Raw genomic sequence first — 21,815 nt, 5'->3', positions numbered from 1 at the left:
ATGTAAGTAGATATAAAGGAGAGAATAAAGTAATGGCAAAATATACAATAGTTGACAAAGATACATGTATCGCTTGTGGCGCTTGTGGTGCCGCTGCACCAGATATATATGATTATGATGACGAAGGAATAGCATTCGTTATTTTAGATGATAACATGGGTACTGCTGAAGTTCCAGACGAATTACTAGAAGATATGGAAGATGCATTCGAAGGTTGCCCAACTGACTCTATTAAAGTAGCAGATGAATCATTTGAAGGCGACGCTTTAAAGTTTGAATAAGAAAAATGCAAGTGTCCTTTAAGCGCACCTGGTCATCACCAATTCCAGAGTGCTTTGGACAAATCATTGGCTACACTATTAACGAAGACTTTTATGGAGTATCTGGAAGTGACTGCGTCATTTCCAGATACTCTTTTTTCAGTAATCTTGTGGCGGATGTCTTTCTTTCGCCACTTGGAATTTGTAAAGACAAGATACATTTGGTTTGGATAATGAGGCTTGATGCTAGCGCCCTGAAAATTAAGCTGTTCACGGCATAAAACTTATATATTTTCAAAAAAGGTCGCTTCTCTGAAATAGAGAAGCGACCTTTTATTAATTTATATCAGGAATTCTGAATGAATTAGTTACTTTATCCAGTATAGGTTTTAATCGTTTGAATAGGACAATCATAACAATCGTTACTAAAATACCTTTGATCAAATTAAACGGTAAAATACCGAAAATAATCGTATTAAATAACGCAGTACCTGATTCCATTGGGAAATTTAAAAAATAAGAATACATAGGTAAAAATACAAAATAATTTAATGCACTCATCCCTATTGCCATGGAAATCGTCCCAGAGGCTAAACCATACATAATTCCTTTTGAAGATGAAACTTTACGATAAATTAAGTAAACCGGTGTTAAAAATAAAATACTGGTTACAAAATTCGCCATATGTCCTACCGGAACACCGGTTGGACTACCTGAAAACAACCAATCTAGCACATTTTTCAAAAATGCTACGAGAATACCAGCAATCGGCCCCATCGTAATTGCGGCAATTAGTGCAGGAATATCACTAAAGTCCACCTTTAAATAAGCCGGTAATACTGGTAACGGAAATGCAAGTAGCATTAATACAAACGAAATACTACTTAACATAGCGATTGCTATAAGCATTCGCGTCTTGCTCTTTGACATAATGTTCTCTCTCCTTTTGCGATTCACTCCACAAGAAGAAAAGTTCAGAACGTATTCCATACTCAAAAAAATCCCTTAAGCAAATAAAGCTTAAAGGAGAACCAAGGCACACTTAAATAAGCGTATCCGTATTAGAGTATACGAAAAACGACTGTACCTTCACCTTCTCCCATCCAGACTATACTGTCGGCTTTGGAATTTAACCAAATCCTGCCTTAACGGCTCGCGGGCTCAAGAAAAAATCTTCTAATACCGCCGATCGGGAATTGCACCCTGCCCCGAAGATGAATCAATATTTTGTTAACCTTCAAGATATTTATCTTGAATTAATTCCATATTAACAAAAATAATATGGTTGTGCAATATAACTGTTTTGGATTTCATTTCTTGGTCGAATAATAATAAGTTTAATTCATTATTTCAACAAAGCTTATTGTCTTTCTTATTTGCAATGTGATTGGCGCGAAAATACTAGTTGCAACCGATTTATTAGTTCTTTTTATATAGTGCGCATAAATTGGTTTTCACGTTGAGTTCCGCTTCAGGCGAACGCGTAGCGTCGGCGATGGCTCATCGCTCACCCGGCGGAAAGCGTCCGACCTGCAGCGAAAATCCTAGAGGTCACTTAATAGGACTCTTTGGTACGCACTATATAAATACTGCACATAATAAAAAACAGGGAGGGGTTCGAAATTGCATCTTCGTTCAAGGTGAAACGAAAAGAATGCCAGCTATATTGAATACTTATAGCTGACATTCCTATTATTTTGCTTCCATTATAAAACCATTTGGTCCTAATGGTACAGGAAGGGGTTTAGTAAGATCGAATTCATTCCATTGCTTTTGCACAACATTTTCTAACTTCACTTCAGTTCCAAAGCTAGCAGCTGTTAATGAAAATGCTTCAATCATCCTATTTGCATCACTTGAGTCCATTACAGAAAGATCTAAAGGATCGTCAAACTTGATAATTGCGGTGTCATGATCAACTCGATAAGAATAGGTAACTTTATCTGGAATAACTGAAGTGTACATATCATTTTTGGAATTTTTCATATCAACAAACGCTTCAGACAGTGTATCAAAACTTTTTGTGAAGTTTGGAGATAAATAAGATTTACCATTAAAAGCCACATACTTGAAGTAGCTTTGATGAGCTTGTGCACCAGATAATACACTCGGTTTATCCAATATCCCTGCTTGGTCCCATTCTATTGGAGTTCCATCCTCATTTAATCTCATCAATGAATCAAAATCTGTGAAAATTTCATTGACTGAAGACCAATATGGAGCGGATGTACCTGGGGCTATATCATACCCATGATTGGCAGGTAAATAATGATTTAGTCGTTTACCCACTGCCCTAAAATTTCCTTTGTATGGATGATAGTCATTGAATCCTAATGCCTCTTCGTCAATTATATTTGCATAGCGTTCATAAAGTTGAAGGCTATTCGGAGTCATATTTGGAAAATCAATAATCATTTGCTCTTTTGGAATAATAATAGTCACTGGAACCGATAATGCATTTTCAATTAACGAAAAGTGAAAAATAGTTCCACCATGAAGATTATCTTCGTAAACTGAAATTGTGTTGTTCAATGGAACTAACTCTATAGAAGATATATCTAAACTTGACATTCTCAACATTGAGTTAGATGATTCAGTTTCTGCAGCATTACTTGTGATGGATGCTTCATCGGCAGTATCCATCGAACGCATCCCTTCCTCTTTACTACTCTTTTGTTCTATCCTACTGCTTGAAATATCTTTTGACATAGATGATTCTTTGTCGTTGTAAAAGCTAGTTGCTAGAAGCGTAAGAATAAGTATGGAAGCAATGGAAACAGCAAAAGGTTTCCATTTTGATAAGAACGTACGAGTTGTCCTTTTGTTTTTTTCGCTATTTTGACTTTCTAATTCCATTTTTACCCGATTATACACATCTTCTTTGGAACGATGATCTGTAAATTTGGGCATTTTATTCATTAGTTCATCTAGTGCTTCTTCATCTTTTTCCCAATCACTCATGATGAACATTACCCTCCTTTTCTACTGCAGATAATCGTTCACGAAGTGCTTTTATTGCTCGATGTTGCGTTGTTTTCACTTTCCCTTCTGTCCAGTTTAATATTTGAGCTGTTTCAGCAATAGAAAGTTCTTGAAAATAACGCATAATAATAACCATTTTTTGATCACCTGTACAATCATCCAATGCGATGAGTAGAGTTTTCATTTCATCGTTTAATTGAACTGAATCTTCTGGAAGCATATCAGTTGAAGCAAGCTGCATTGTTTCCCAATCAAAAGATTCGAACAACCTTTTCTTTCTGACTGATTGCTTCCTAAAATGATCAATTGCTACATTTTTCGCAATGGAAAATAGCCATGTTTTCTCAGAGCTCTTCCCTTCAAATCTGCTATATGCCCTTAGAACACGTACATATACCTCTTGGACCAAGTCTTCCGCAGTTTGTCTATTTTTCACTAAATAGATGAGAAACTGAAAAACGTCTTGATGATAGCTATCATACAAGCGGTGGAAAACGGAGTCATTCATATACTCCCCCCGTTCTTACTATTAGTCGTTCATAATTTTTTTTTGTTTCACTAACATCAAAATTTTCACTTGCATAAAGATAGACGCAGAAAAAAATATGCATGAAACGCTAAATTACGTAATCGGCAATTGGACAATGAATTTAGTCCCAACTCCTAATTCACTTTCTACAGACAAGTTGCCCGCATGCCGTTCTACAATATTCTTCGCTATAGCGAGACCAAGACCTGTTCCACTTTTCCCTCTTGTTCTTGCTTTGTCTGCTTTGTAAAAACGTTCAAATACGTAAGGAAGATCTTCACTCGGAATACCATAACCAGTATCCTCTACTTCGATAGTCAAGTGATGATTCAGTCGGGTTAATCTCACCGTTACTGAGCCTTTTTTTTCTGTATGACGTAGCGCATTGTCTATTAAGTTTGTAAGCACTTGTTCCATTCGATCTTCATCTAATTCTAAGAATAGTGGATCTTTAAGATTTTGCTCAAGCACTAATCGAATATTGTTTTCCTTTGCTATTTGATCAAATTTTTGGGTAATTCGTTCAATCGTTGGTATTATGGAGACTTCCTCTTTGAAAATACTTAAATACCCCGATTCTAAACGAGCTAAGTCTAAAAGTTCTGTCACTAATCTTCCCATTCGTTTCGACTCATCATAGATAATACGAATCATTTCTTTTCGATCTTCTTCTGTCGTGACCACATCATCAATGATTGCTTCGCTGTATCCTTGAAGCATGGATATTGGAGTTCTAAGTTCATGCGATACATTGGCGATAAAGTCTGAACGCATTTTGTCTAGACGGTTCTGTTCGGTCATATCTCTAAGCACAACCACTGCTCCGCGTACTGCTTCTTTACTATAAAGTAAACTAATGGATACCGAGAAGTAGGAACCTTTAATACCCAATTCTTCTTCTAACTCTTCTTCTAAATTGAAAACATGATCGAGTAAATGATATAACTCAGCTGGTAGATGTGAGTAATCCGTCGTTTCGTTATTTATATTCCATTTTTGAAATAGCTTATCGGCTTGAGGATTACTAACAAGAACATGAAAATCCTTATTAAATGTTATAACTGCATCTGTCATAGCTGTTAAGATATTCGATAACTGCTCTTTTTCTTGGTTAATTACCTCGACATGATTTTTCAACTGTTTTCCCATTCGGTTGAAAGCAGAACCAAGTTCACCTATTTCGTCTCTTTGTAGCTGTGGTACTTTCGTTTCAAAGTTTCCTTTAGCTAACTCTAATGCTGCTTCACGCATCGTACGTAGTGGAGAAGTAATTCTAGAAGTTAAGAAGAACGAAAACATTGTCGTTAATAGTAATGCAATAAAACCAGATAAAAAAACAATTCTCGTCGTATGATTAGATGTTTTATTTACTACCTCTAAGCTCTGGTAAATAAAGACGGCCCCATGTACTTCCTTATCCGATTCAAAAGGAGAAGCTAAAATAATATAAGATTCCATTTGGTCTTCTTTTGTCATAGAGGGCATCAGCATTTTTTTTATAATTGTTTTATTGGAAATATATACTTTTTTGAGGTCAGAATCACTTAATATTTTATCTTTTATGACATGTTCGTTTAACCCATCATGAATCGATAAAAAAACAGATTCCGAATTTCTGACAATTAAAGCGTTTGTCTCTGCCCCCAGTATATCTTGTATGATTTGAAGCGAATCTTCTACTTTATCGTGTTGCTCTACTATTTTACCGATGGTTGCAGCTTCTTGTCTTAATGTTTCTTCTGCTTGTTGTGTATGGAAGTTCTCCAGAAATTCAAGCATTAATACGGTTACAATAAACAACACAAATAAGACGAGAAGCAATATGGTTCCCCATAGCTTCCCGACAACACTGTTCAAAATTCTATTCATTGACAATCTCAAATTTGTAACCTACACCCCAAACAGTTACAATCATTTTCGCAGACTTTTCAGAAACCCTATTTAGTTTTTCACGCAAACGTTTTACATGTGTATCTACTGTACGTAAATCTCCGAAGAAATCATAATGCCAAACTTCTTTTAGTAATTGTTCCCGATCAAATACTTTATCTGGTGCCTTTGCTAAGAAATAGAGTAACTCATATTCTTTCGGCGTTAAACTAACTTCCACCCCATCTGCTGTCACACGGTGGGCATCGTGATCAATAGTTAGATGAGGGAATACAACGATATCTTTTGAAGCAGAAGTTCCTTGCATTGGCGACAACACGGCGGATCTTCTAAGAAGAGCTTTAGTACGCAAAACTACTTCTCTAGGGCTAAAAGGCTTCACTATATAGTCATCTACCCCTAATTCAAAACCTTCTACTCTATCTGCTTCCTCTCCTTTAGCAGTTAGCATAATGACAGGAGTTTGTTTATGTTCACGTAATTCTGTTATTACTTCGATTCCGTCTTTTTCTGGCATCATAATATCTAATAATATGCAATTATAATCATTTTCTAATGCAAGTTGTAGAGCAATTTCTCCATTTTCCGCTTCTTCAACTTCATATCCTTCTCTTTCTAAATACATTTTCAACAAGCGACGAATACGTTCTTCGTCATCCACCACTAAAAGTTTAATCATTTCTGACATATTATCATACCTCTCTATCAACTTCTATTTATATTGTACAATTTGTGTTCCTAAATTGAAAGAAAAGCTCCTACCTCATTATGAAGAGATAAGAGCTAAAAATTTAAGCATAAGAATGTAAACCAGCAATAATTAGATTAACTGCAACTAAGTTAAACATAATAATAATAAACCCAATTAAAGCTAACCAAGCAGATTTCTCACCTTGCCAACCTTTAGTAAGGCGAAGATGTAAAAATACTGCATAAAAAAGCCATGTAATAAGCGCCCAAACTTCTTTAGGATCCCAACCCCAGAATCTAGACCATGCTTCATGCGCCCAAATCATTGCAAAAATAAGTGCACCTAGTGTGAATACGGGGAATCCGATTAGCACCGAGCGATAACCTATTTCATCCATGAATTGAGAGTTTGCTTTTTTCGCAAATGGTTGTAGGACTGCAGCAATTCGTTTACGTAAAATTAAACGTAGTAATACATACAGCACTGTTCCAAAAAGGACAGACCAAGTAACGATCGTAAGTTTTTTAGCATTTACAAGTGGTGGCATTTCCACTAATGGCGCCATTGCATTTTCAGTGATTGCTTCTGATTTATTCATACCGAAAATAGGCGGCATATCATATTCCATTTTAGCAGCGTTTCCTTCTTTATCTACGTAATTATACTCAGCTTTATAATCTGCTAAAGAAAAAGAAGTAGTTGCAACAACAAATCCTAGAACTAACACAATGACATACATAACAGCTTCTATCCAAAAACGTTGCTTAGATTTTTTAGTTAGGTCAATGTTTTTTAATAACCAAATAAAACCAGCAACAGCACTAATCGCCAAAATAGATTCACCAAGTGCAGCAGTAATTACATGTACAGTTAACCAATAACTTTTTAGTGCTGGTATTAATGGATTAATATCTTTTGGGAACATGCTCGCATATGCAATGATTAATATTGCAATAGGTAAAGCAAAAAGTCCAAGTGCAGGAGTTCTGTATAGAAAATAAAGTAAGATAAATGCACCAACGACCATCATACCAAAGGCCGTTGTAAACTCAAATAGATTACTTACCGGAGCATGTCCAGCAGCAATCCATCTAGTAATAAAGTAACCAACATTAGCTATAAATCCAAGAATAGTCACACTTATTGCTAATTTACCCCAACGCTCAAAAGACTTAGAAGCTTCTGAGCTCGAACCCTTTACTGCACCTCCAAATAAAAAGGTTGCTATTAAATAAGCGATAAACGCAATAAACAATAAGTTACTACTAAGTGATACCATCTCCATAAAATTTATACCCCTTCCTCTTTTTCTGCTTTAGAATCTAAATCTTGTTGATCTTCATATGGCGGAAGCACCGCTACTTCTGACACTGCATCTAAATCTTTCATAATGCTTAGCCAGTTTTTGTTTGTATGGGCAGCAATTACAACTTGACCATTTTCTAATAGTTGCAACCAAATACGACGATGGTTCCAGTACGACCCTTGAGCTACTCCAATCATGAAGATAAGTCCTCCAAGCCCGATAATAGGAAGTGTTAAATCTTTTCGTATGGTTAAACCAGAGACATCTCTTGTTTCAACACTTTGGAAGGCAATTTTATGTTTTGTTTCACCTAATGGCTCAAGTGTTTCTTTTATCATAACAAAGCTTGTTTCCCCTTTTGGAAATTCGGGACTATACATTTTAACTAAAAATGCAGGATTATTTGGAAGTGGTGATTTTGATTGTGGGACTCCATCCTCGAATCCTGTAAAATCAGCATAATAATCTAATATCTCTACCTTATAACCATTTTTAAAATCATAATCAGATTGAGGATTAGCTAGATCTATAGTGAATTCTCCGAAGGATTCTTTCGATGCTTTATCTTGTAATTGGAAAGTCATGGATTTTAACTCATCCAAACGGAAATCCATTTGAAACACTGAAAAGTTATTAAATTTTAGTGGTTTATTCACTTGTATGGATGCATCTTTAACAAATTCTAAATTCTCTGATTTTCCTGCTATCGCATCTTCTGAACCCTTGTATAAAGTAACATCTGTCTGATAATTTTTAGCGATAGAGCCAACTCGATCAATTGCTTCACCAAATACTTCTGAAGATTCTTCTTTTGAATACGTCTCGTAAGTGAACTGTTTGCTTTCCAAGAAATAACCATCTGCTTTAGGTATGTGAAGCGTTTCTCCCTCTCTAAGCCACATTGTTTCATCGACATAAAATCCCGGAATAGCTCGTAACATAACGCCAAATAAAAAGAGGATTAGACCAAGATGATTAATATAGGGACCCCACCGTGAAAAACGTCCCTTTTCCGCTAAAATGGCATTTCCTTCGCGTTTCACTTTAAAATGCATTCTTTTCAACTTAGCTTCCGCTTTGTCTATTGAATCCTTAGGTGTCTCAACTTCACCAATTCCATAAATGCGTTGACGACTTAAAAAACTAATATGTCGTTTTGTTTTTTGTTTCTTTAATGATTTGTAGAGGGGAATTACACGATCTAGACTTGCAATAACTAATGAAATACCAAGCATGCCGACTAATGTTTGGAACCACCAGGAGCTATATAAATCGGATAACCCCAAGTTATAGTATAGTTTACCAAAAGTGCCATATACTCTTTCATAATATGCCGCAATATCGGCTTCTCTAGTCGCGGGAACATAAAAAACTTGCGGAAGTATCGTACCAATGGCAGCGGCAACTAAAATGCAAGTAATTAACCACATACCAACCTTCACGCTCGAAAAAAAGTTCCATATTTTATCAATAATTGTTTTGTTATATGTTTGAGAACGTCTTGCAGAACCTTCATAACGCATATCTACAAGTTTTTTTTCGCTTACTTCTTTGTTTAAAGGACGACCACAGCTCTCACATAATTCTGTACCAGCTGGATTTACGTTCCCACATGTACAAACTATTTTGTCCATTTTTACGAACTCCTTTAGGAAGGTTTAACCTGACCCATAAAATTAGCAATATCTTTCTCTGTCATTTGACCTTTTATAATTTTTACAATCCTACCTTCTGGATTGATTAAAAAAGTAGTAGGCAATGGGTCTATATTATATAATTCCATGACACTTTTATTTCGATCGATTGCTATAGGGAAAGATAATCCAAAACGTTTTGCAAAACTATTTACTTTCAGATCAGACTCAGCAATATTGATCGCTAATGTTTGAACTCCTTGATCCTTATAAATGTTGTATTGATTGTCCATTGCAGGCATTTCTGTTGCACATGGTTTACACCAAGTTCCCCAAAAGTTCAAGAATACTCCTTTGCCTTTATAATCTGAAAGTCTATGCTCATTTCCTTGCATATCAATCAAAACAAAATCTGGCGCTTTGTCACCTACTTGAAGTACTGCATTTTTTTCTTTATTTAAGTTTGAATAAATAGTAAATACAATCGCTAATGTAAGCACTACCAAAATAACGGATCTTATGTATAACCGTTTCTTTTTCGATTGAGCCATTTCTTTTCCTCCAATTCAAAGCATAACCGTTATTTATTATACCAAAATAAATAACGGTTAAAATCAATACTTTTGACTGCTTTGTGAACATACTTGGTTTTAGTTCCCTATTTTACCTGTTTCGGCAAGAACTCGTAACTGTTTTACTTCATGAGTAGACAGTTCTCTCCACTCTCCAGCATTAAGACTATGCAATGTTAAGAAGCCAAATCGTTCCCGTTTTAATTTTTGCACTGGGAACCCAATTGCATCAAACATGCGTCGAACTTGTCTATTTTTACCTTCATGAATTGTAATTTCAATGATTGCTTTATCTGTTTTGCGTTCGGAAGATAATAATTTCACTCGAGCTGGGGCAGTTTTACCATCTTCTAAAACAACTCCACGTTCTAATGGGCGTAATTGTTCTTTAAGCGGAATCCCTTTTACTCTTGCAACATAGGTTTTATCGACTTTAAATTTAGGATGCGTCAATGCATATGAAAAATCGCCATCATTTGTAAGTAATAACACACCAGATGTTTCATAATCTAATCTACCTACTGGATAGAGCCGTTCTGTCACATGTGGTAGCAGATCAGTTACAGTCTTTCTCCCTTTATCATCTGTTACCGCCGAAATAACTCCTCTTGGTTTATAAAGCAAATAGTATACTTTTTGTTCTTTTTCTAACTTAACTCCTTCTACTTCCACTGTATCCGCATCCGTCACTTTTATACCAAGTTCCGTCACTACTTTACCATTTACTTTAACTTTACCTTGTAAAATCATTTCTTCTGACTTTCTTCTTGATGCTACACCTGCGTGAGCAAGTACTTTTTGTAATCTCTCCAAATCGTTCACCTCGTCCATTCTTTCCACTAACATGAGTGAATTATGTCATACTTTCATCCAAATTAAAAGAAGACAGTCTTTTTGTAAAACTGTCTTCCAAACTTATCTTTTTATTTTCGTTACATTAAATCGCAAAGCAAGATCATTATTTATATAAACGTTCCACAAATAAGGAGTATTTGTATCTTTTTTTCTAGGAATATGTAATACATTTTGTAATTGTTTTTTCTCTTCTTTATTCACCAATAAAAAGTGGTCCTGCTTTACTTCAATAGTCTCGTTATTCAACAATTTATATTTGCCTTTTTCTACAACTTTCACAACTTCATAGTTAGCGAAAATTTTATCCGCTAAAGAAGTATGTATTTTCCAATCATTTGAATTATTTAAAGTAACGACAATAATTTCTTTCGATCCATCTTTGAAATACGTTACAAGTGTTCTACCAGCTCTTTTGGTGAAACCTGTTTTACCAGCTTTAGCATCATCCTCATAATGCAGAAGCTTATGCTTATTTCTCCATTGGACATTGCGTTCTTTTGGCTTAAAAGTTTTAGCGGATGCAATTTTATAAAAGTCTTCGTTTTGAAGCGCCAATCGAAGCATAGTAGCCATGTCAAAAGCAGATGCATAATGATCATCATTGTGAAGTCCAGAAGGGTTCGTGAAATGAGCATGCTCCATTCCTGCAATTTGAATTTTTTCGTTCATCATTTGGATAAATCCTTCGATTGAACCGCCTGTATGTTCCGCAAGTGCATAAGCAGCATCATTTCCAGATTGCAAAAGAAGCCCGTGAAGCAGAGAATTCACAGTCCAAACCTCCCCTGCTTGCAAGTATAGAGAGGACCCTTCTTGGGAGGCGGCTTGTGCTGAAATAGTTATTTCTTCATTCAAATCGCAAGAATCCAACACGGTTAAAGCTGTCCAGACCTTCGTTAAACTAGCAATCGGAAGTTCAGCATTAGCATTATTCCCTTCTAGTAATCTTCCGGAATTGACATCAATTACAACATAGGACGATGAAGCCTCAACTCCATTCGTTTGCCAAAATAGGAAAAGCAACAAAAAAATAAGTGTTTTTTTGACTATAATATATACTCCTTTTTAAGTTATTCCTCTTTTACAAATGCTTCTTGAAACTTTGTCATAAATAAATCCGCATCTTCCATTTCATCCACAGAAATTTCTTCTGGCAATGGCGGAAGTGCTTTAATATCTTGGAGTCCAAAATATTGAAGAAACTCGGTTGTTGTACCATACAAAATGGCTCTTCCCGTTCCTTCTGCGCGACCAACCTCTTGTACAAGACCTTTCGCCGATAACGTATAGATTGGCCTTTCTGACTTCACTCCTCGAATATCTTCTATCTCTACCCTTGTAATTGGTTGTTTATAAGCAATAATTGCCAACACTTCTAATGACGCTTGAGAAAGTGACTGGGAAGTGGGATTTTCTACTAACTTTTGTATCGTTTTTACATTGGCTAATTTGGTCACAAATTGATAGGTACCTGCCAGTTGTTTGATGACAATGCCTCGCTCTGCATTCAACTCATATTCTCGCATCATCTTTTCTAACGTTTCTGTGACTAGTTCTTCTGTTGTTTCTGTCAAAAATGCTAATTGTTTTTTTGTTAACCCATCATCGCCACTAACAAATAGCAAGCTCTCCATTTTACTCAATAAGTTTATCGTCGAATTCACTTTCTATATCTTCCTTTCGCAATAGAACAAATAATTCTTCAAAATTACTTTTTTGTTCTACTTGAACAATTTGACGCTTCATTAGTTCGAGTATTGATAAAAATGTGATGACTATTGTCCCATTATCTCTTGACGGAAATAAATCATAAAAAGATAATTTTCCTCCACTTTGTTTTAAAGTAGAGATCACACTTTTCATTTGATCTCTTATCGAAACTTCTTGTTTACTAATTCTAGTTTGAAGTGGCGCATTTAATTGCTTCCTACGGAGCATTTTCTGAAAAGCACCTAACATATCATACACATTAACATCTAGTTCGAACAAAGCAACTGGCTGATTATCTTGAAAGCCACTCAAGTCTGCAGGAGGTCTTGTGTAAAATAGATTACGAGATTCCTCCATTTCATGTAAGCTACCAGCAGCTTCTTTATACTTTTTATATTCAATTAACTTTATTACTAACTCATCCCTAGGATCATCAAAGGAAATATCAAAATCGCCTTCCATTTCCTCATCTTGATGAATTGGAAGAAGCATTTTACTTTTAATGGACAATAAAGTTGCTGCCATCACTAAGTATTCACTAGCTTCATTTAGCTCTAGCACTCGCATGGTGTGTATATGCTCCATATACTGTGAAGTGATTTCCGCCATTTTAATATCATATATATCTATTTCCAAACGATTTATTAAATGCAATAATAAATCAAGAGGTCCTTCAAACGCCTCTGTCTTAACTTCATACGACATAAAACTCCACCTATTATCGATTTTTAACATCATTATAGAGGAAAGGTGATTATATTGCATCCTACATTCCATCCTAATTTTGTACAATTTCTAAAAGAATTTAATGAAACCACCGATTATTTTGAGTGCCACGAAGTGTTAGAAGATTATTGGAAAGAGGTTGCTCCAAGACAAAAAGTTCATCCCTTAACGGCTTTAATACTTATGTCCACTAGTATGTATCATTGGCGAAGAGGAAATATGACAGGCGCAATTAAAACAATGAGTACGAGTATCAAACGATTAATCCAAACAAGTGATTCTTCTTTTTTTGAAACAATTGACTATGAACAAATTCTGCAAGCTACAACTATCTCGCTTGCGCTCATGCAAAAAGCGAGTGCATTTCAAGCCTTTTCCATTCAGATTAAAGATTCCAAATTACAGACTTTAGTGAACAAAAGAAGGATCGAAAATAGAGAAGCGTTAGATTATCTTATCCATAAGCATATGCTAAGAGATCGTTCAGAAATACTTGAAGAACGAGAAAAAAGCAAAAAAAGAAGAGATGACAGATGTTAACGTCATTCCTCTTCATTTTCCATTTGACATTTTTCAAAAAAAGATTTTGTATCATCTGATGGTTGAATAGATGTTGTATGTAAAATAGATGGCAAATTTTGAATCATTTCTTTCCCAATACCTTCCCCACGATGAGAAGGATTAACCGATATATGCTGAATGATTCCATTTGAATCCTGCATTCGAACGCCAACTATCCCTACTAAATCCTCTTCCCTTTTCCATAGGAACAAGTGCCAATTCGGATCAGTTTCATACTGATGAATTGTTTCTAATAACTTTTTTACGTCTTTTTCTTGAGGCATGAAAGAAAGAAGCCCCATAGAAATTTTCTCAAATGCTTTTTTATATCGTAGCAACATATTTTAGACCCTCTTTTAATTTCTTAAAGAAACTTTTTCTATCTTACACGACAGTTATTCAAATTACAAATTTCCATTCGGAGCAAAAAAGAGCCAGTACACTAATCCCCAACCAATTCCAACTAATAGCAACATGAAAAAGAGAATAATATTTTGTTTTTTCATCTATTCATCACTCCTTTTCCATTGTTAAAGGAAGATCTAGATGTACAATATCTTCTAACGTTTCTCGTTTTACTGCTAGTTGGTGGTTTGCATGCTCCACGAAAACGACTGCAGGTCTTGTTAACCGATTGTAATTACTTGCCATGGCATATCCATATGCACCAGTGCAGAACATGGCTAAAATATCCCCAGCCTCCGCTTTTGGTAATGAAATATGGTCAATTAGTTTATCACCTGATTCACAACACTTACCAGCTATCGTATACTCTTTTTCAATTTTCTCGTCGATTTTGTTCGCAATAACTGCATCGTACAATGCCCCATACAATGCAGGTCGAATATTATCGGACATGCCTCCATCTACAGCAAGATAGTTCCTAACGTTTGGAATTTCTTTTTCTGCTCCAATTGTGTATAAAGAAGTACCAGCATCCCCTACTAGAGAACGACCTGGTTCAATCCAGATTTCTGGCATCGCGAAATCAGTGTTTGCAACTAAATTTTTCACGACTATTACCATCTCTTTCACGTATACAGAAGGCTCTAAGGGTGTATCTTCATCTGTATATTTAATCCCAAATCCTCCACCTAAATTTAGTACTGTACATTGAAAAGTAAATTCATTATACCATGCAATCATTTTTTTTATAAGTTTTTCGGCTGCGACTTTAAAACCAACTGTTTCAAAAATTTGCGATCCAATATGACAATGCAAACCCAGTAATTGGATATTTTCATCTTGATAAACTTCTTGAAATGCTCGGTCCGCCTGTCCATTTAGTAAATCAAAGCCAAACTTTGAATCTTGTTGACCAGTTGTAATATAATCGTGCGTGTGTGCCTCTACCCCTGGAGTAACTCTCAATAAAATATTTACTTTTTGGTTAAGTTCAGTAGTTAATTCTTTTAATAACTCAATTTCATAAAAGTTATCTACTACGATACAACCGATGTTATGTTCAAGTGCAAGCAGTAATTCTGATTTACTTTTGTTATTCCCGTGAAAATGAATACGTTCTACAGGATATCCTGCCTTAAGTGCAGTATATAACTCTCCTGCTGACACTACATCAAGAGATAAATTTTCTTGATTCATCACTTGATACATAGCAACACTTGAAAAAGCTTTACTAGCATATGCAACTTGAGCTTGTACATTTTGTTCTTTAAACGTATTAATAAATGCACGTGCACGTTCTCTAATAAGCGACAGATCATATACAAATAGTGGTGTTCCGTATGTTTTGGCTAATTCTATACTATCTATTCCACCTAATAATAAGTGACCTTTTTTATTTACAGCATGCTTTGATATCATCACCATGTACCCCGCCTCTTTTCCTCTTTTTCTATATGAACTTTACCACAGTAAAAGAGGAAATTGCAATGCTATTTACGACCTTTTTCGAACAGGCGCTCGTGTAATATATGGTCTTTTTGCATTAGTCGGCATTGGAAATCTGATCAGAATACGCAAAAAGGCTTTCGGAAAGAAAGGGAGTGCTGGCCATAAATAAGGGACATTTAAAGGTCTTACGGAACAAACATACCAAAGTAAACATACATTTGCTACAAAAAAACCATTTACTCCAAACAATGCTGTACTAAGTAAAAGAAGTGTTCTAAAAATTTTCGTACTAATACTTAACTCATAGGATGGTATAGCAAAAGTAAATATCGCTGTTATCGCTGTATACAAAATCACTTCTGGAATGAATAAACCCACATCAACGGCCATTTGCCCTATTACTAACGCTGCAATAATACCCATAGCAGTCGACAAAGGTGTAGGTGTGTGAATCGCCGCTAACCGCAAAAATTCAATTCCAACATCTGCAAATAATATCTGTACTAACAACGGAATTTCACCTACATCTTTTGGACCTAAAAAATCCAATGACTTCGGAAGATATTCAGAATGCTTTGCAAGTAAATACCAAAATGGTAGTAGAAATAAGCTTAGTAATACACCTGAAAAACGTATCCATCTAACGATTGTACCGATTATAGGAGCTTGTCTATACTCCTCCGCATGTTGAAGATGGTGAAATAATGTTGTTGGAACAATGATTACAGATGGAGAAGTATCAACAATTATTACGATATGACCCTCCAATAAATGCGCTGCTGCAATATCTGGTCTTTCTGTAAAACGGACGAACGGAAGCGGATGAAACCCTTGTTTAAATATCCATTCTTCCAATGCTTTATCTGTCATAGTGAATCCATCATGTTGAATTTGGTTCATTCTATCTCGAATTTGGGCTAAATTATCTTCGTTAGCTATCCCTTTTATAAAAGAAATCGCAATGTCCGTTTGGCCAATTGTAGAAACTTGATGTAACTCAAAACGTAAGTCCGTATCACGGATTCTTCTTCTAATAAGAGCTGTATTTTGAACAATGTTTTCCGTAAATCCATCCCTTGATCCTCTTACTACCTTTTCATTATCTGGTTCTTCTGGCTGTCTGCCTGGATAAGTTCGAACATCAATCGTATAGACAGAACCATTCTTCAATATAAATGTTACTTGACCGCTGAGAAGCGCTACGAGCCATTTTTCTTTTGAATCATATTGAGTAATGGAGTGATACGGAAAATAGTGTTCCATTACTCTATTTTCATTTAAATCTGTTTCCCATTTATTTTCTTGCACATTCGCCAATAACTCTGTTAGAACTGCACCATCTACTAATCCATTTATATAGATAAGCAACACTGGAAAATCAAATAAATGTGTATGCAAATTTCCCACATCATAAGATTCATTGACACCAAACTTTTCTTTCAAAAACTCTTCTGCTTCTGACATACTGGAAAATAATGAATTCGTTTCAATCACCCGTCTTTTACTTTTTGATTGCTAGCAAAACCAACAGGTACTAACCACGTTTTTAACTGGGTTAATATCTTCTTCTCGAGTCTAGATACTTGGACTTGAGATATACCTAGTCGTTCTGCAATATCGCTTTGTGTACAGTCTAGGTAATATCGTAAATAAATAATCATTTGTTCTCTTTTTTCTAATTTTTCAACCAGCTCTCTAAGAGGGATATGATCGAACGACTTTTCTGAACGTTCATCTTTCATTTGATCCATTAACGTTAAAGCATCGCCACTCTCATTTTCATACAGTTGTTCTTGCAACGATGCAGGGTCTCGTAAGGCATCTGTTGCCATAACGATTTCTTCTCTTGTAACTTCTAAAATACTTGCTAGTTCTAAAATGGTCGGCTGTCGTTCATGCGTCTTTAAAAAATCATCCGTTGCATGACGAATTTTAAAGTTAAGCTCTCTAATCGAACGACTAATTTTCACCATACCATCATCTCTTAAAAAGCGCTGAATTTCACCTATAATCATTGGAACTGCATACGTAGAAAACTTCACTTCATAACTAAGATCAAATTTGTCCACGGATTTCATGAGTCCAATGCAACCAATTTGAAACAAATCTTCTAAATCAGCCCCTCTAGATGCAAATCGTTGCACAATCGACCAAACAAGCCTCGTATTACCTTCAATCATTTGCTGTCTAGCTAGTTTATCCCCTTCTTGTGATAATGCAATTAGCTCTCTCATTTTTTCTTGTGTAAGTAAAATAGACGGCTTATTATTCATCATTAGACGATCCTACAAGATTCTTGAATTGGTACAAATTTCTTCGTAATAGTTACAGTAGTCCCCCTATTAGGAATAGAATAAATGTCCACATAATCGCTAAAACTTTCCATAATTGTGAACCCCATTCCTGACCGTTCTTCCTCTGGCTTCGTCGTAAATAAGGGTTCTCGTGCTTGGTTAACATCTTGAATTCCTCGCCCGTAATCAACGATAGAAACAATTATTTCTCTATCGCTTCTTTGTGCATGAATATCAATTTTCCCGACACCATCTTCTTCGTACCCATGTACTATAGCATTTGTTACTGCTTCTGAAATAACAGTCTTAAATTCCGATAACTCTTCAATAGTTGGATCAATTGCGGCAATAAAGCTAGACATTACCATTCTAGCTAACGCTTCATTCTCACTTTTAGCAATAAAAGATAGTGTAATTTCATTGTCCATAAACAATGCCCCCTAAATTTGACATAATTTCAATTTCTGATTCATTATAAATATATGGGCTTAACCCCGCAAACTGAAAAATTTTCTTCATTGTTGGAGATGGATTTACGATAATTGTCTGACCTTCTTTTGGCGCCAATTCCCGCATCCTACCAAGAATAAGACCAATACCTGAGCTATCCATAAAATGTAAATCTTTTAAATTCCAAACTAATACTTTAATAGAACCATTTTTGATCATAGGTACTATTTCATTTCGTATATCATGCGTACCATGATGATCTAATTCACCTTTTAATCGAATAATAATAATCTCTTCACCGACTTTTTCTACTTCGTGATACATATAACCGCCTCCTCTTGATAGCACAATTCACCATCAATAGCTAAAATTCCTTGTGCTTGACAAAAGTAGAAAAAATCATTGTTTTTTAGTCTATTTTCGACATAGAATTATTCATTCATAGTATGGGATTATTATTCTATTTCTAAACAAAAAACAGGCATCCCACAAAAGTTTTTTTAAACCTATACGGGATGCCCATTTATTTTAATATTAGTTTCTCATTACAGTAAGTTTAAGTGCGTAGGAGCTATGCTACTCTTCATCAAAAATGACTTTCGAGGGAGGGTAAGTTCAATGTTAGTTAATCCAATTGTTTTCCGAAGGCTACAATGATATCCGTTATCAATTTGAAACGAATAGATAAGAAAAACGTAAACGTCTATGTCTGCCCCGACAGGCAAATGGGGAAAAGAGAGGAGGCAGACTCCCAGCCACCGCAGCTTTTTCACATTTGACCCCGAGGGGCGTCTGGACAGCTACTAACTAGAAAAGCGTATACTCTATTATTTATTAAGAAAAACGCAAATATCCTTTAAGTGCATCTTTTCTTTGCTATTTCCAGAGTACTATAGACGAAACATTGACTACAGTATTACAGGTGAATTTTGAGGAGTTGGAAGTGACTACGTCACTTCCAACTCCTCATTTTCGGTTATCTTGTGGCGAATGTTTGTCCGCCGGCCTCCTGGTAAATGTAGAGAAGGGATGCATTTGACTTGGATAATGAGGGAAAAGATACTGTCCTAATCTTTTAAAAGCGGACGAAGATGCAATTTCGTCCGCTCAGCACTTCTTTATTAATGGAAGCTATCTATTTTTCTTAACTCCCACCAACCCTATTCAACTACACAATGAAAAACAAAATAAAGGTAAATTACTAATGAACGGAAAGGCATCGCTTATTAGCTCCTACCTTTTACATATCCATCTTTGCACTCGTTTTAAACGCCTGCCTACTATTTCGACAAAGCATCATCTTTCATAACTAATTACCCTTTCTTAAAACGGTTTTTACTTAAACTAACCTTCGCCTTTAGCTGTATAAAATTTATCCCAAAGAATCTATCCTACATCATTTAATTTCCAAATCAATTACTTCTTTAATTACATCTGCGAGAGCTTCTACAGTTCTATATTCTTCTTCTAACTTATTTTCAACTCCCCCAACTTCCAATAATACTGACTTTTCTAAAACGTCTAGATTGTAGGTATTACCTGTGTTTTTGACTATTATTCCTCTTGATAATCCTGGATATTTATCTTCCATTTTTTTATGAAGTAATTCTGCAAACTTCTGATTTTCTCTAAAATTAGAACTTGAATCAGATAGTATAAATGCAATCCTTGCATAATATTCTCCTTTTAAATTCAAGGTCGTGAAGCTTCTTTTAGCTGAATCTCTGTGTATATCGAACGCCATCTTAATGTTTTTGTTATTTCCCAAAACATCTTTCAGAACTTCTCTTGAAACTATATATGATTCTTCAGAAAATAGTCCTCTTTCCTTCAATATTCCACTTATATTGCTTTCATCATGGATAGTGCCAATATTCCTTTCTTTTAATTCCTTACTTAGCCTTTCACCTACGAGGCTGATGTTTTTAGTAAAGTGAAATGCTTCGCGAAGTTCTTCAGTATTAATTTCTGGCATAAATGATTCCAAATTGTGTGTTTGGTATATAAAAATAGAGGTTTCTTCCTTATCGATTAAGATTGGTATATTTCCTTCTTTAAATGAATTAATAGTATTTATAACCGTCTCTTTTCCATTAAAAACGAATAGCCATGATATTGCAAAAATACATAATACCAATCCACTGAAAGCAAATGATGCTCGTTTAACCATCATGCTTCTACTAATCCCCCTTGCTTTTTGCTTTAATTTATATTCTGTACTTAAAACAAATTGTTCGGATGGTTTTAAAGAATAGCCTTCTTTAATAAATTCAATAATTTCCTTATCAGTATGCATTTTTTACAACCTCCCCTATGTCAATATTTATTCTCCTTTTAAGTTCTTTTAAAGCTCTATGATAATCTACCTTAACTTTTGATTCACTACATCGAAGGATTTCTGAAGTTTCTATAATTGAAAACTCATTTATACCCCTCAGTATTACAACCGCTCTATAATTTGGTTTTAGTTTTGAGATGGCCTCATGAACAAGTTTTTTCATCTCAAATTGTTCAATTAATGCATGTACCTCTATATCAGTTGATGCTATTTGTTTAAAAAAACCATCTTTAAAGAAAGAGGTAAATTTTTTCTTTCGGTAATGATCAACTGCAACATGTTTTGCTATGGAAAAAATCCAGGTCTTCAAATTATTACTTTCATTGAAATTAGATAAATTATTCAAGACACGAATAAACACTTCTTGTGTAAAGTCCTCCGCGTCATTTTGATTTCCTGAAAAACAAACAAGGAACCTATAAACATCCAAATAGTATTGCCTGTAGATTTTACTGATACTGTCTTCTAGGTTATCTAAATCAATCATATTTCTCTCCTCTCATTTATGTAATCAATTATTATTCGTTTGAAACGTTTAAAAGGTTACAAGAAATTTAAACTAAAAACAGCAGAGTAACTTTTACCCTGCTGTTTTTAGTGAATTCATATATCCACAATAATTCCTTTTGTGTCTCACTTAATGCGATATTAAATAGAAAGTCCTTATTAATTATTATTATCTGAGTTAATTTCATAAATAGTATGTAATTATAAAACACGAACAATAATTATTTGTTGTTTGGAGCGACAGGCGGCGGTGATGCCTCATTTCTCGCCCCGCGGAAAGCGACCGCCGATAGCGGAAATCATGCTGATCTATGAAGAGTATATGTTATATTTTCTAAAGTTTGACTTAAATATTGTTCGTGTTTTATGCTCTAACTTTGAATTATGAAATTGATCTACCTGGGTAACTATCTAGTACCATTCGCCAAAGAATCTAAGTTAAATATTGATACGGTCTTAACGAGTAATAAGTTTCATTAATTGGAAATAAAAAACACTCTACTTGCATTTAACGGAAAGTGAATGCGTCCTATAAGCTGAAATTTAATGGAATTACGCTATTTTAGTACAAAAAAAATGCCAGTGGGTCGCTAGTACAGTTAGCGCCTTTCTGGCATTTAAAAATCACGGTATAAGTGTTGATCTAATCAACACGC

At 35.1% G+C, this 21,815-nt stretch carries 22 protein-coding genes and 1 riboswitch; of the genes, 2 read left to right on the top strand and 20 right to left on the bottom strand.

The window, feature by feature from the left end:
• Positions 1 to 32 precede the first annotated feature (32 nt).
• Complete coding sequence (locus PB01_RS07395) at positions 33 to 281, top strand: ferredoxin (RefSeq protein WP_151699613.1); 249 nt, start codon at positions 33 to 35, stop codon at positions 279 to 281.
• A gap of 315 nt (positions 282 to 596) precedes the next feature.
• Here the strand turns inward: PB01_RS07395 and PB01_RS07390 are convergent, their stop codons facing one another.
• The 12 genes from PB01_RS07390 to PB01_RS07335 form a co-directional block, all read right to left on the bottom strand.
• The gene (locus PB01_RS07390) at positions 597 to 1,190 is read right to left on the bottom strand and encodes an ECF transporter S component (protein WP_151699612.1); all 594 of its coding nucleotides are present in this window, start codon (positions 1,188 to 1,190) and stop codon (positions 597 to 599) included.
• A gap of 157 nt (positions 1,191 to 1,347) precedes the next feature.
• Positions 1,348 to 1,480, bottom strand: a riboswitch (FMN riboswitch).
• 472 nt (positions 1,481 to 1,952) lie between these two features.
• Complete coding sequence (locus tag PB01_RS07385; RefSeq protein WP_151699611.1) at positions 1,953 to 3,221, bottom strand: hypothetical protein; 1,269 nt, start codon at positions 3,219 to 3,221, stop codon at positions 1,953 to 1,955.
• Positions 3,214 to 3,750, bottom strand: a complete 537-nt coding sequence (sigX, locus tag PB01_RS07380) for an RNA polymerase sigma factor SigX (protein WP_151699610.1) — start codon at positions 3,748 to 3,750, stop codon at positions 3,214 to 3,216. Before sigX ends, PB01_RS07385 begins: the two co-directional genes overlap by 8 nt.
• Positions 3,751 to 3,864: 114 nt before the next feature.
• Entirely contained in the window at positions 3,865 to 5,640 is a 1,776-nt protein-coding gene (locus tag PB01_RS07375; protein ID WP_151699609.1) for an ATP-binding protein, read from the bottom strand.
• Entirely contained in the window at positions 5,633 to 6,349 is a 717-nt protein-coding gene (locus tag PB01_RS07370; protein ID WP_151699608.1) for a response regulator transcription factor, read from the bottom strand. Before PB01_RS07370 ends, PB01_RS07375 begins: the two co-directional genes overlap by 8 nt.
• Positions 6,350 to 6,452: 103 nt before the next feature.
• Positions 6,453 to 7,637: a c-type cytochrome biogenesis protein CcsB gene (gene ccsB, locus PB01_RS07365; protein WP_151699607.1), complete on the bottom strand. Its 1,185-nt coding sequence runs from the start codon at positions 7,635 to 7,637 to the stop codon at positions 6,453 to 6,455.
• A 5-nt stretch (positions 7,638 to 7,642) separates the two neighbouring features.
• Positions 7,643 to 9,292: a cytochrome c biogenesis protein ResB gene (gene resB / locus PB01_RS07360; RefSeq protein ID WP_151699606.1), complete on the bottom strand. Its 1,650-nt coding sequence runs from the start codon at positions 9,290 to 9,292 to the stop codon at positions 7,643 to 7,645.
• Positions 9,293 to 9,306: 14 nt separating this feature from the next.
• A complete protein-coding gene (resA, locus tag PB01_RS07355; RefSeq protein ID WP_151699605.1) occupies positions 9,307 to 9,843 on the bottom strand; it encodes a thiol-disulfide oxidoreductase ResA in 537 nt (178 codons plus the stop codon).
• A 99-nt stretch (positions 9,844 to 9,942) separates the two neighbouring features.
• On the bottom strand, positions 9,943 to 10,677 hold the full coding sequence (locus PB01_RS07350; RefSeq protein WP_151702000.1) for a pseudouridine synthase: 735 nt from the start codon (positions 10,675 to 10,677) through the stop codon (positions 9,943 to 9,945).
• A 102-nt stretch (positions 10,678 to 10,779) separates the two neighbouring features.
• A complete protein-coding gene (locus PB01_RS07345; protein WP_192797499.1) occupies positions 10,780 to 11,742 on the bottom strand; it encodes a D-alanyl-D-alanine carboxypeptidase family protein in 963 nt (320 codons plus the stop codon).
• A gap of 47 nt (positions 11,743 to 11,789) precedes the next feature.
• Positions 11,790 to 12,383, bottom strand: coding sequence for an SMC-Scp complex subunit ScpB (scpB, locus tag PB01_RS07340; RefSeq protein WP_404815107.1), 594 nt, complete (start codon positions 12,381 to 12,383; stop codon positions 11,790 to 11,792).
• Entirely contained in the window at positions 12,355 to 13,134 is a 780-nt protein-coding gene (locus PB01_RS07335) for a segregation/condensation protein A (RefSeq protein ID WP_151699603.1), read from the bottom strand. Before PB01_RS07335 ends, scpB begins: the two co-directional genes overlap by 29 nt.
• Before the next feature lie 54 nt (positions 13,135 to 13,188).
• Here PB01_RS07335 and PB01_RS07330 point away from each other — a divergent pair, with 54 nt between their 5' ends.
• A complete protein-coding gene (locus PB01_RS07330) occupies positions 13,189 to 13,695 on the top strand; it encodes a DUF309 domain-containing protein (protein ID WP_151699602.1) in 507 nt (168 codons plus the stop codon).
• Positions 13,696 to 13,697: 2 nt separating this feature from the next.
• Here the strand turns inward: PB01_RS07330 and PB01_RS07325 are convergent, their stop codons facing one another.
• From PB01_RS07325 to PB01_RS07290, 8 genes are all read right to left on the bottom strand, one after another.
• Positions 13,698 to 14,057 carry a GNAT family N-acetyltransferase gene (locus tag PB01_RS07325; RefSeq protein ID WP_151699601.1) on the bottom strand — a complete coding sequence of 120 codons (360 nt, stop codon included), beginning with the start codon at positions 14,055 to 14,057 and terminating at the stop codon, positions 13,698 to 13,700.
• Between the two features lie 172 nt (positions 14,058 to 14,229).
• Positions 14,230 to 15,546 carry a diaminopimelate decarboxylase gene (lysA, locus tag PB01_RS07320; protein WP_151699600.1) on the bottom strand — a complete coding sequence of 439 codons (1,317 nt, stop codon included), beginning with the start codon at positions 15,544 to 15,546 and terminating at the stop codon, positions 14,230 to 14,232.
• 69 nt (positions 15,547 to 15,615) lie between these two features.
• Positions 15,616 to 17,034 carry a spore germination protein gene (locus PB01_RS07315; protein ID WP_151699599.1) on the bottom strand — a complete coding sequence of 473 codons (1,419 nt, stop codon included), beginning with the start codon at positions 17,032 to 17,034 and terminating at the stop codon, positions 15,616 to 15,618.
• A 26-nt stretch (positions 17,035 to 17,060) separates the two neighbouring features.
• Positions 17,061 to 17,846 (bottom strand): SigF/SigG family RNA polymerase sporulation sigma factor, encoded by a 786-nt coding sequence (locus PB01_RS07310; protein WP_151699598.1) that lies wholly within the window; start codon positions 17,844 to 17,846, stop codon positions 17,061 to 17,063.
• The gene (gene spoIIAB, locus PB01_RS07305) at positions 17,846 to 18,292 is read right to left on the bottom strand and encodes an anti-sigma F factor (RefSeq protein WP_151699597.1); all 447 of its coding nucleotides are present in this window, start codon (positions 18,290 to 18,292) and stop codon (positions 17,846 to 17,848) included. The genes PB01_RS07310 and spoIIAB overlap by 1 nt, the downstream gene beginning before the upstream one ends.
• A complete protein-coding gene (locus PB01_RS07300) occupies positions 18,282 to 18,638 on the bottom strand; it encodes an STAS domain-containing protein (protein ID WP_151699596.1) in 357 nt (118 codons plus the stop codon). The genes spoIIAB and PB01_RS07300 overlap by 11 nt, the downstream gene beginning before the upstream one ends.
• A 1,072-nt stretch (positions 18,639 to 19,710) precedes the next feature.
• The gene (gene spoIIP, locus PB01_RS07295; protein WP_151699595.1) at positions 19,711 to 20,610 is read right to left on the bottom strand and encodes a stage II sporulation protein P; all 900 of its coding nucleotides are present in this window, start codon (positions 20,608 to 20,610) and stop codon (positions 19,711 to 19,713) included.
• On the bottom strand, positions 20,600 to 21,139 hold the full coding sequence (locus PB01_RS07290) for an RNA polymerase sigma factor (protein WP_151699594.1): 540 nt from the start codon (positions 21,137 to 21,139) through the stop codon (positions 20,600 to 20,602). Before PB01_RS07290 ends, spoIIP begins: the two co-directional genes overlap by 11 nt.
• Between the last annotated feature and the right edge of the window lie 676 nt (positions 21,140 to 21,815).

The sequence above is a fragment of the Psychrobacillus glaciei genome (genome assembly GCF_008973485.1).
GTDB lineage: Bacteria > Bacillota > Bacilli > Bacillales_A > Planococcaceae > Psychrobacillus > Psychrobacillus glaciei.
Note: the sequence above shows the minus strand (reverse complement) of the source record. Positions and strands in the feature narration are given on the sequence as shown.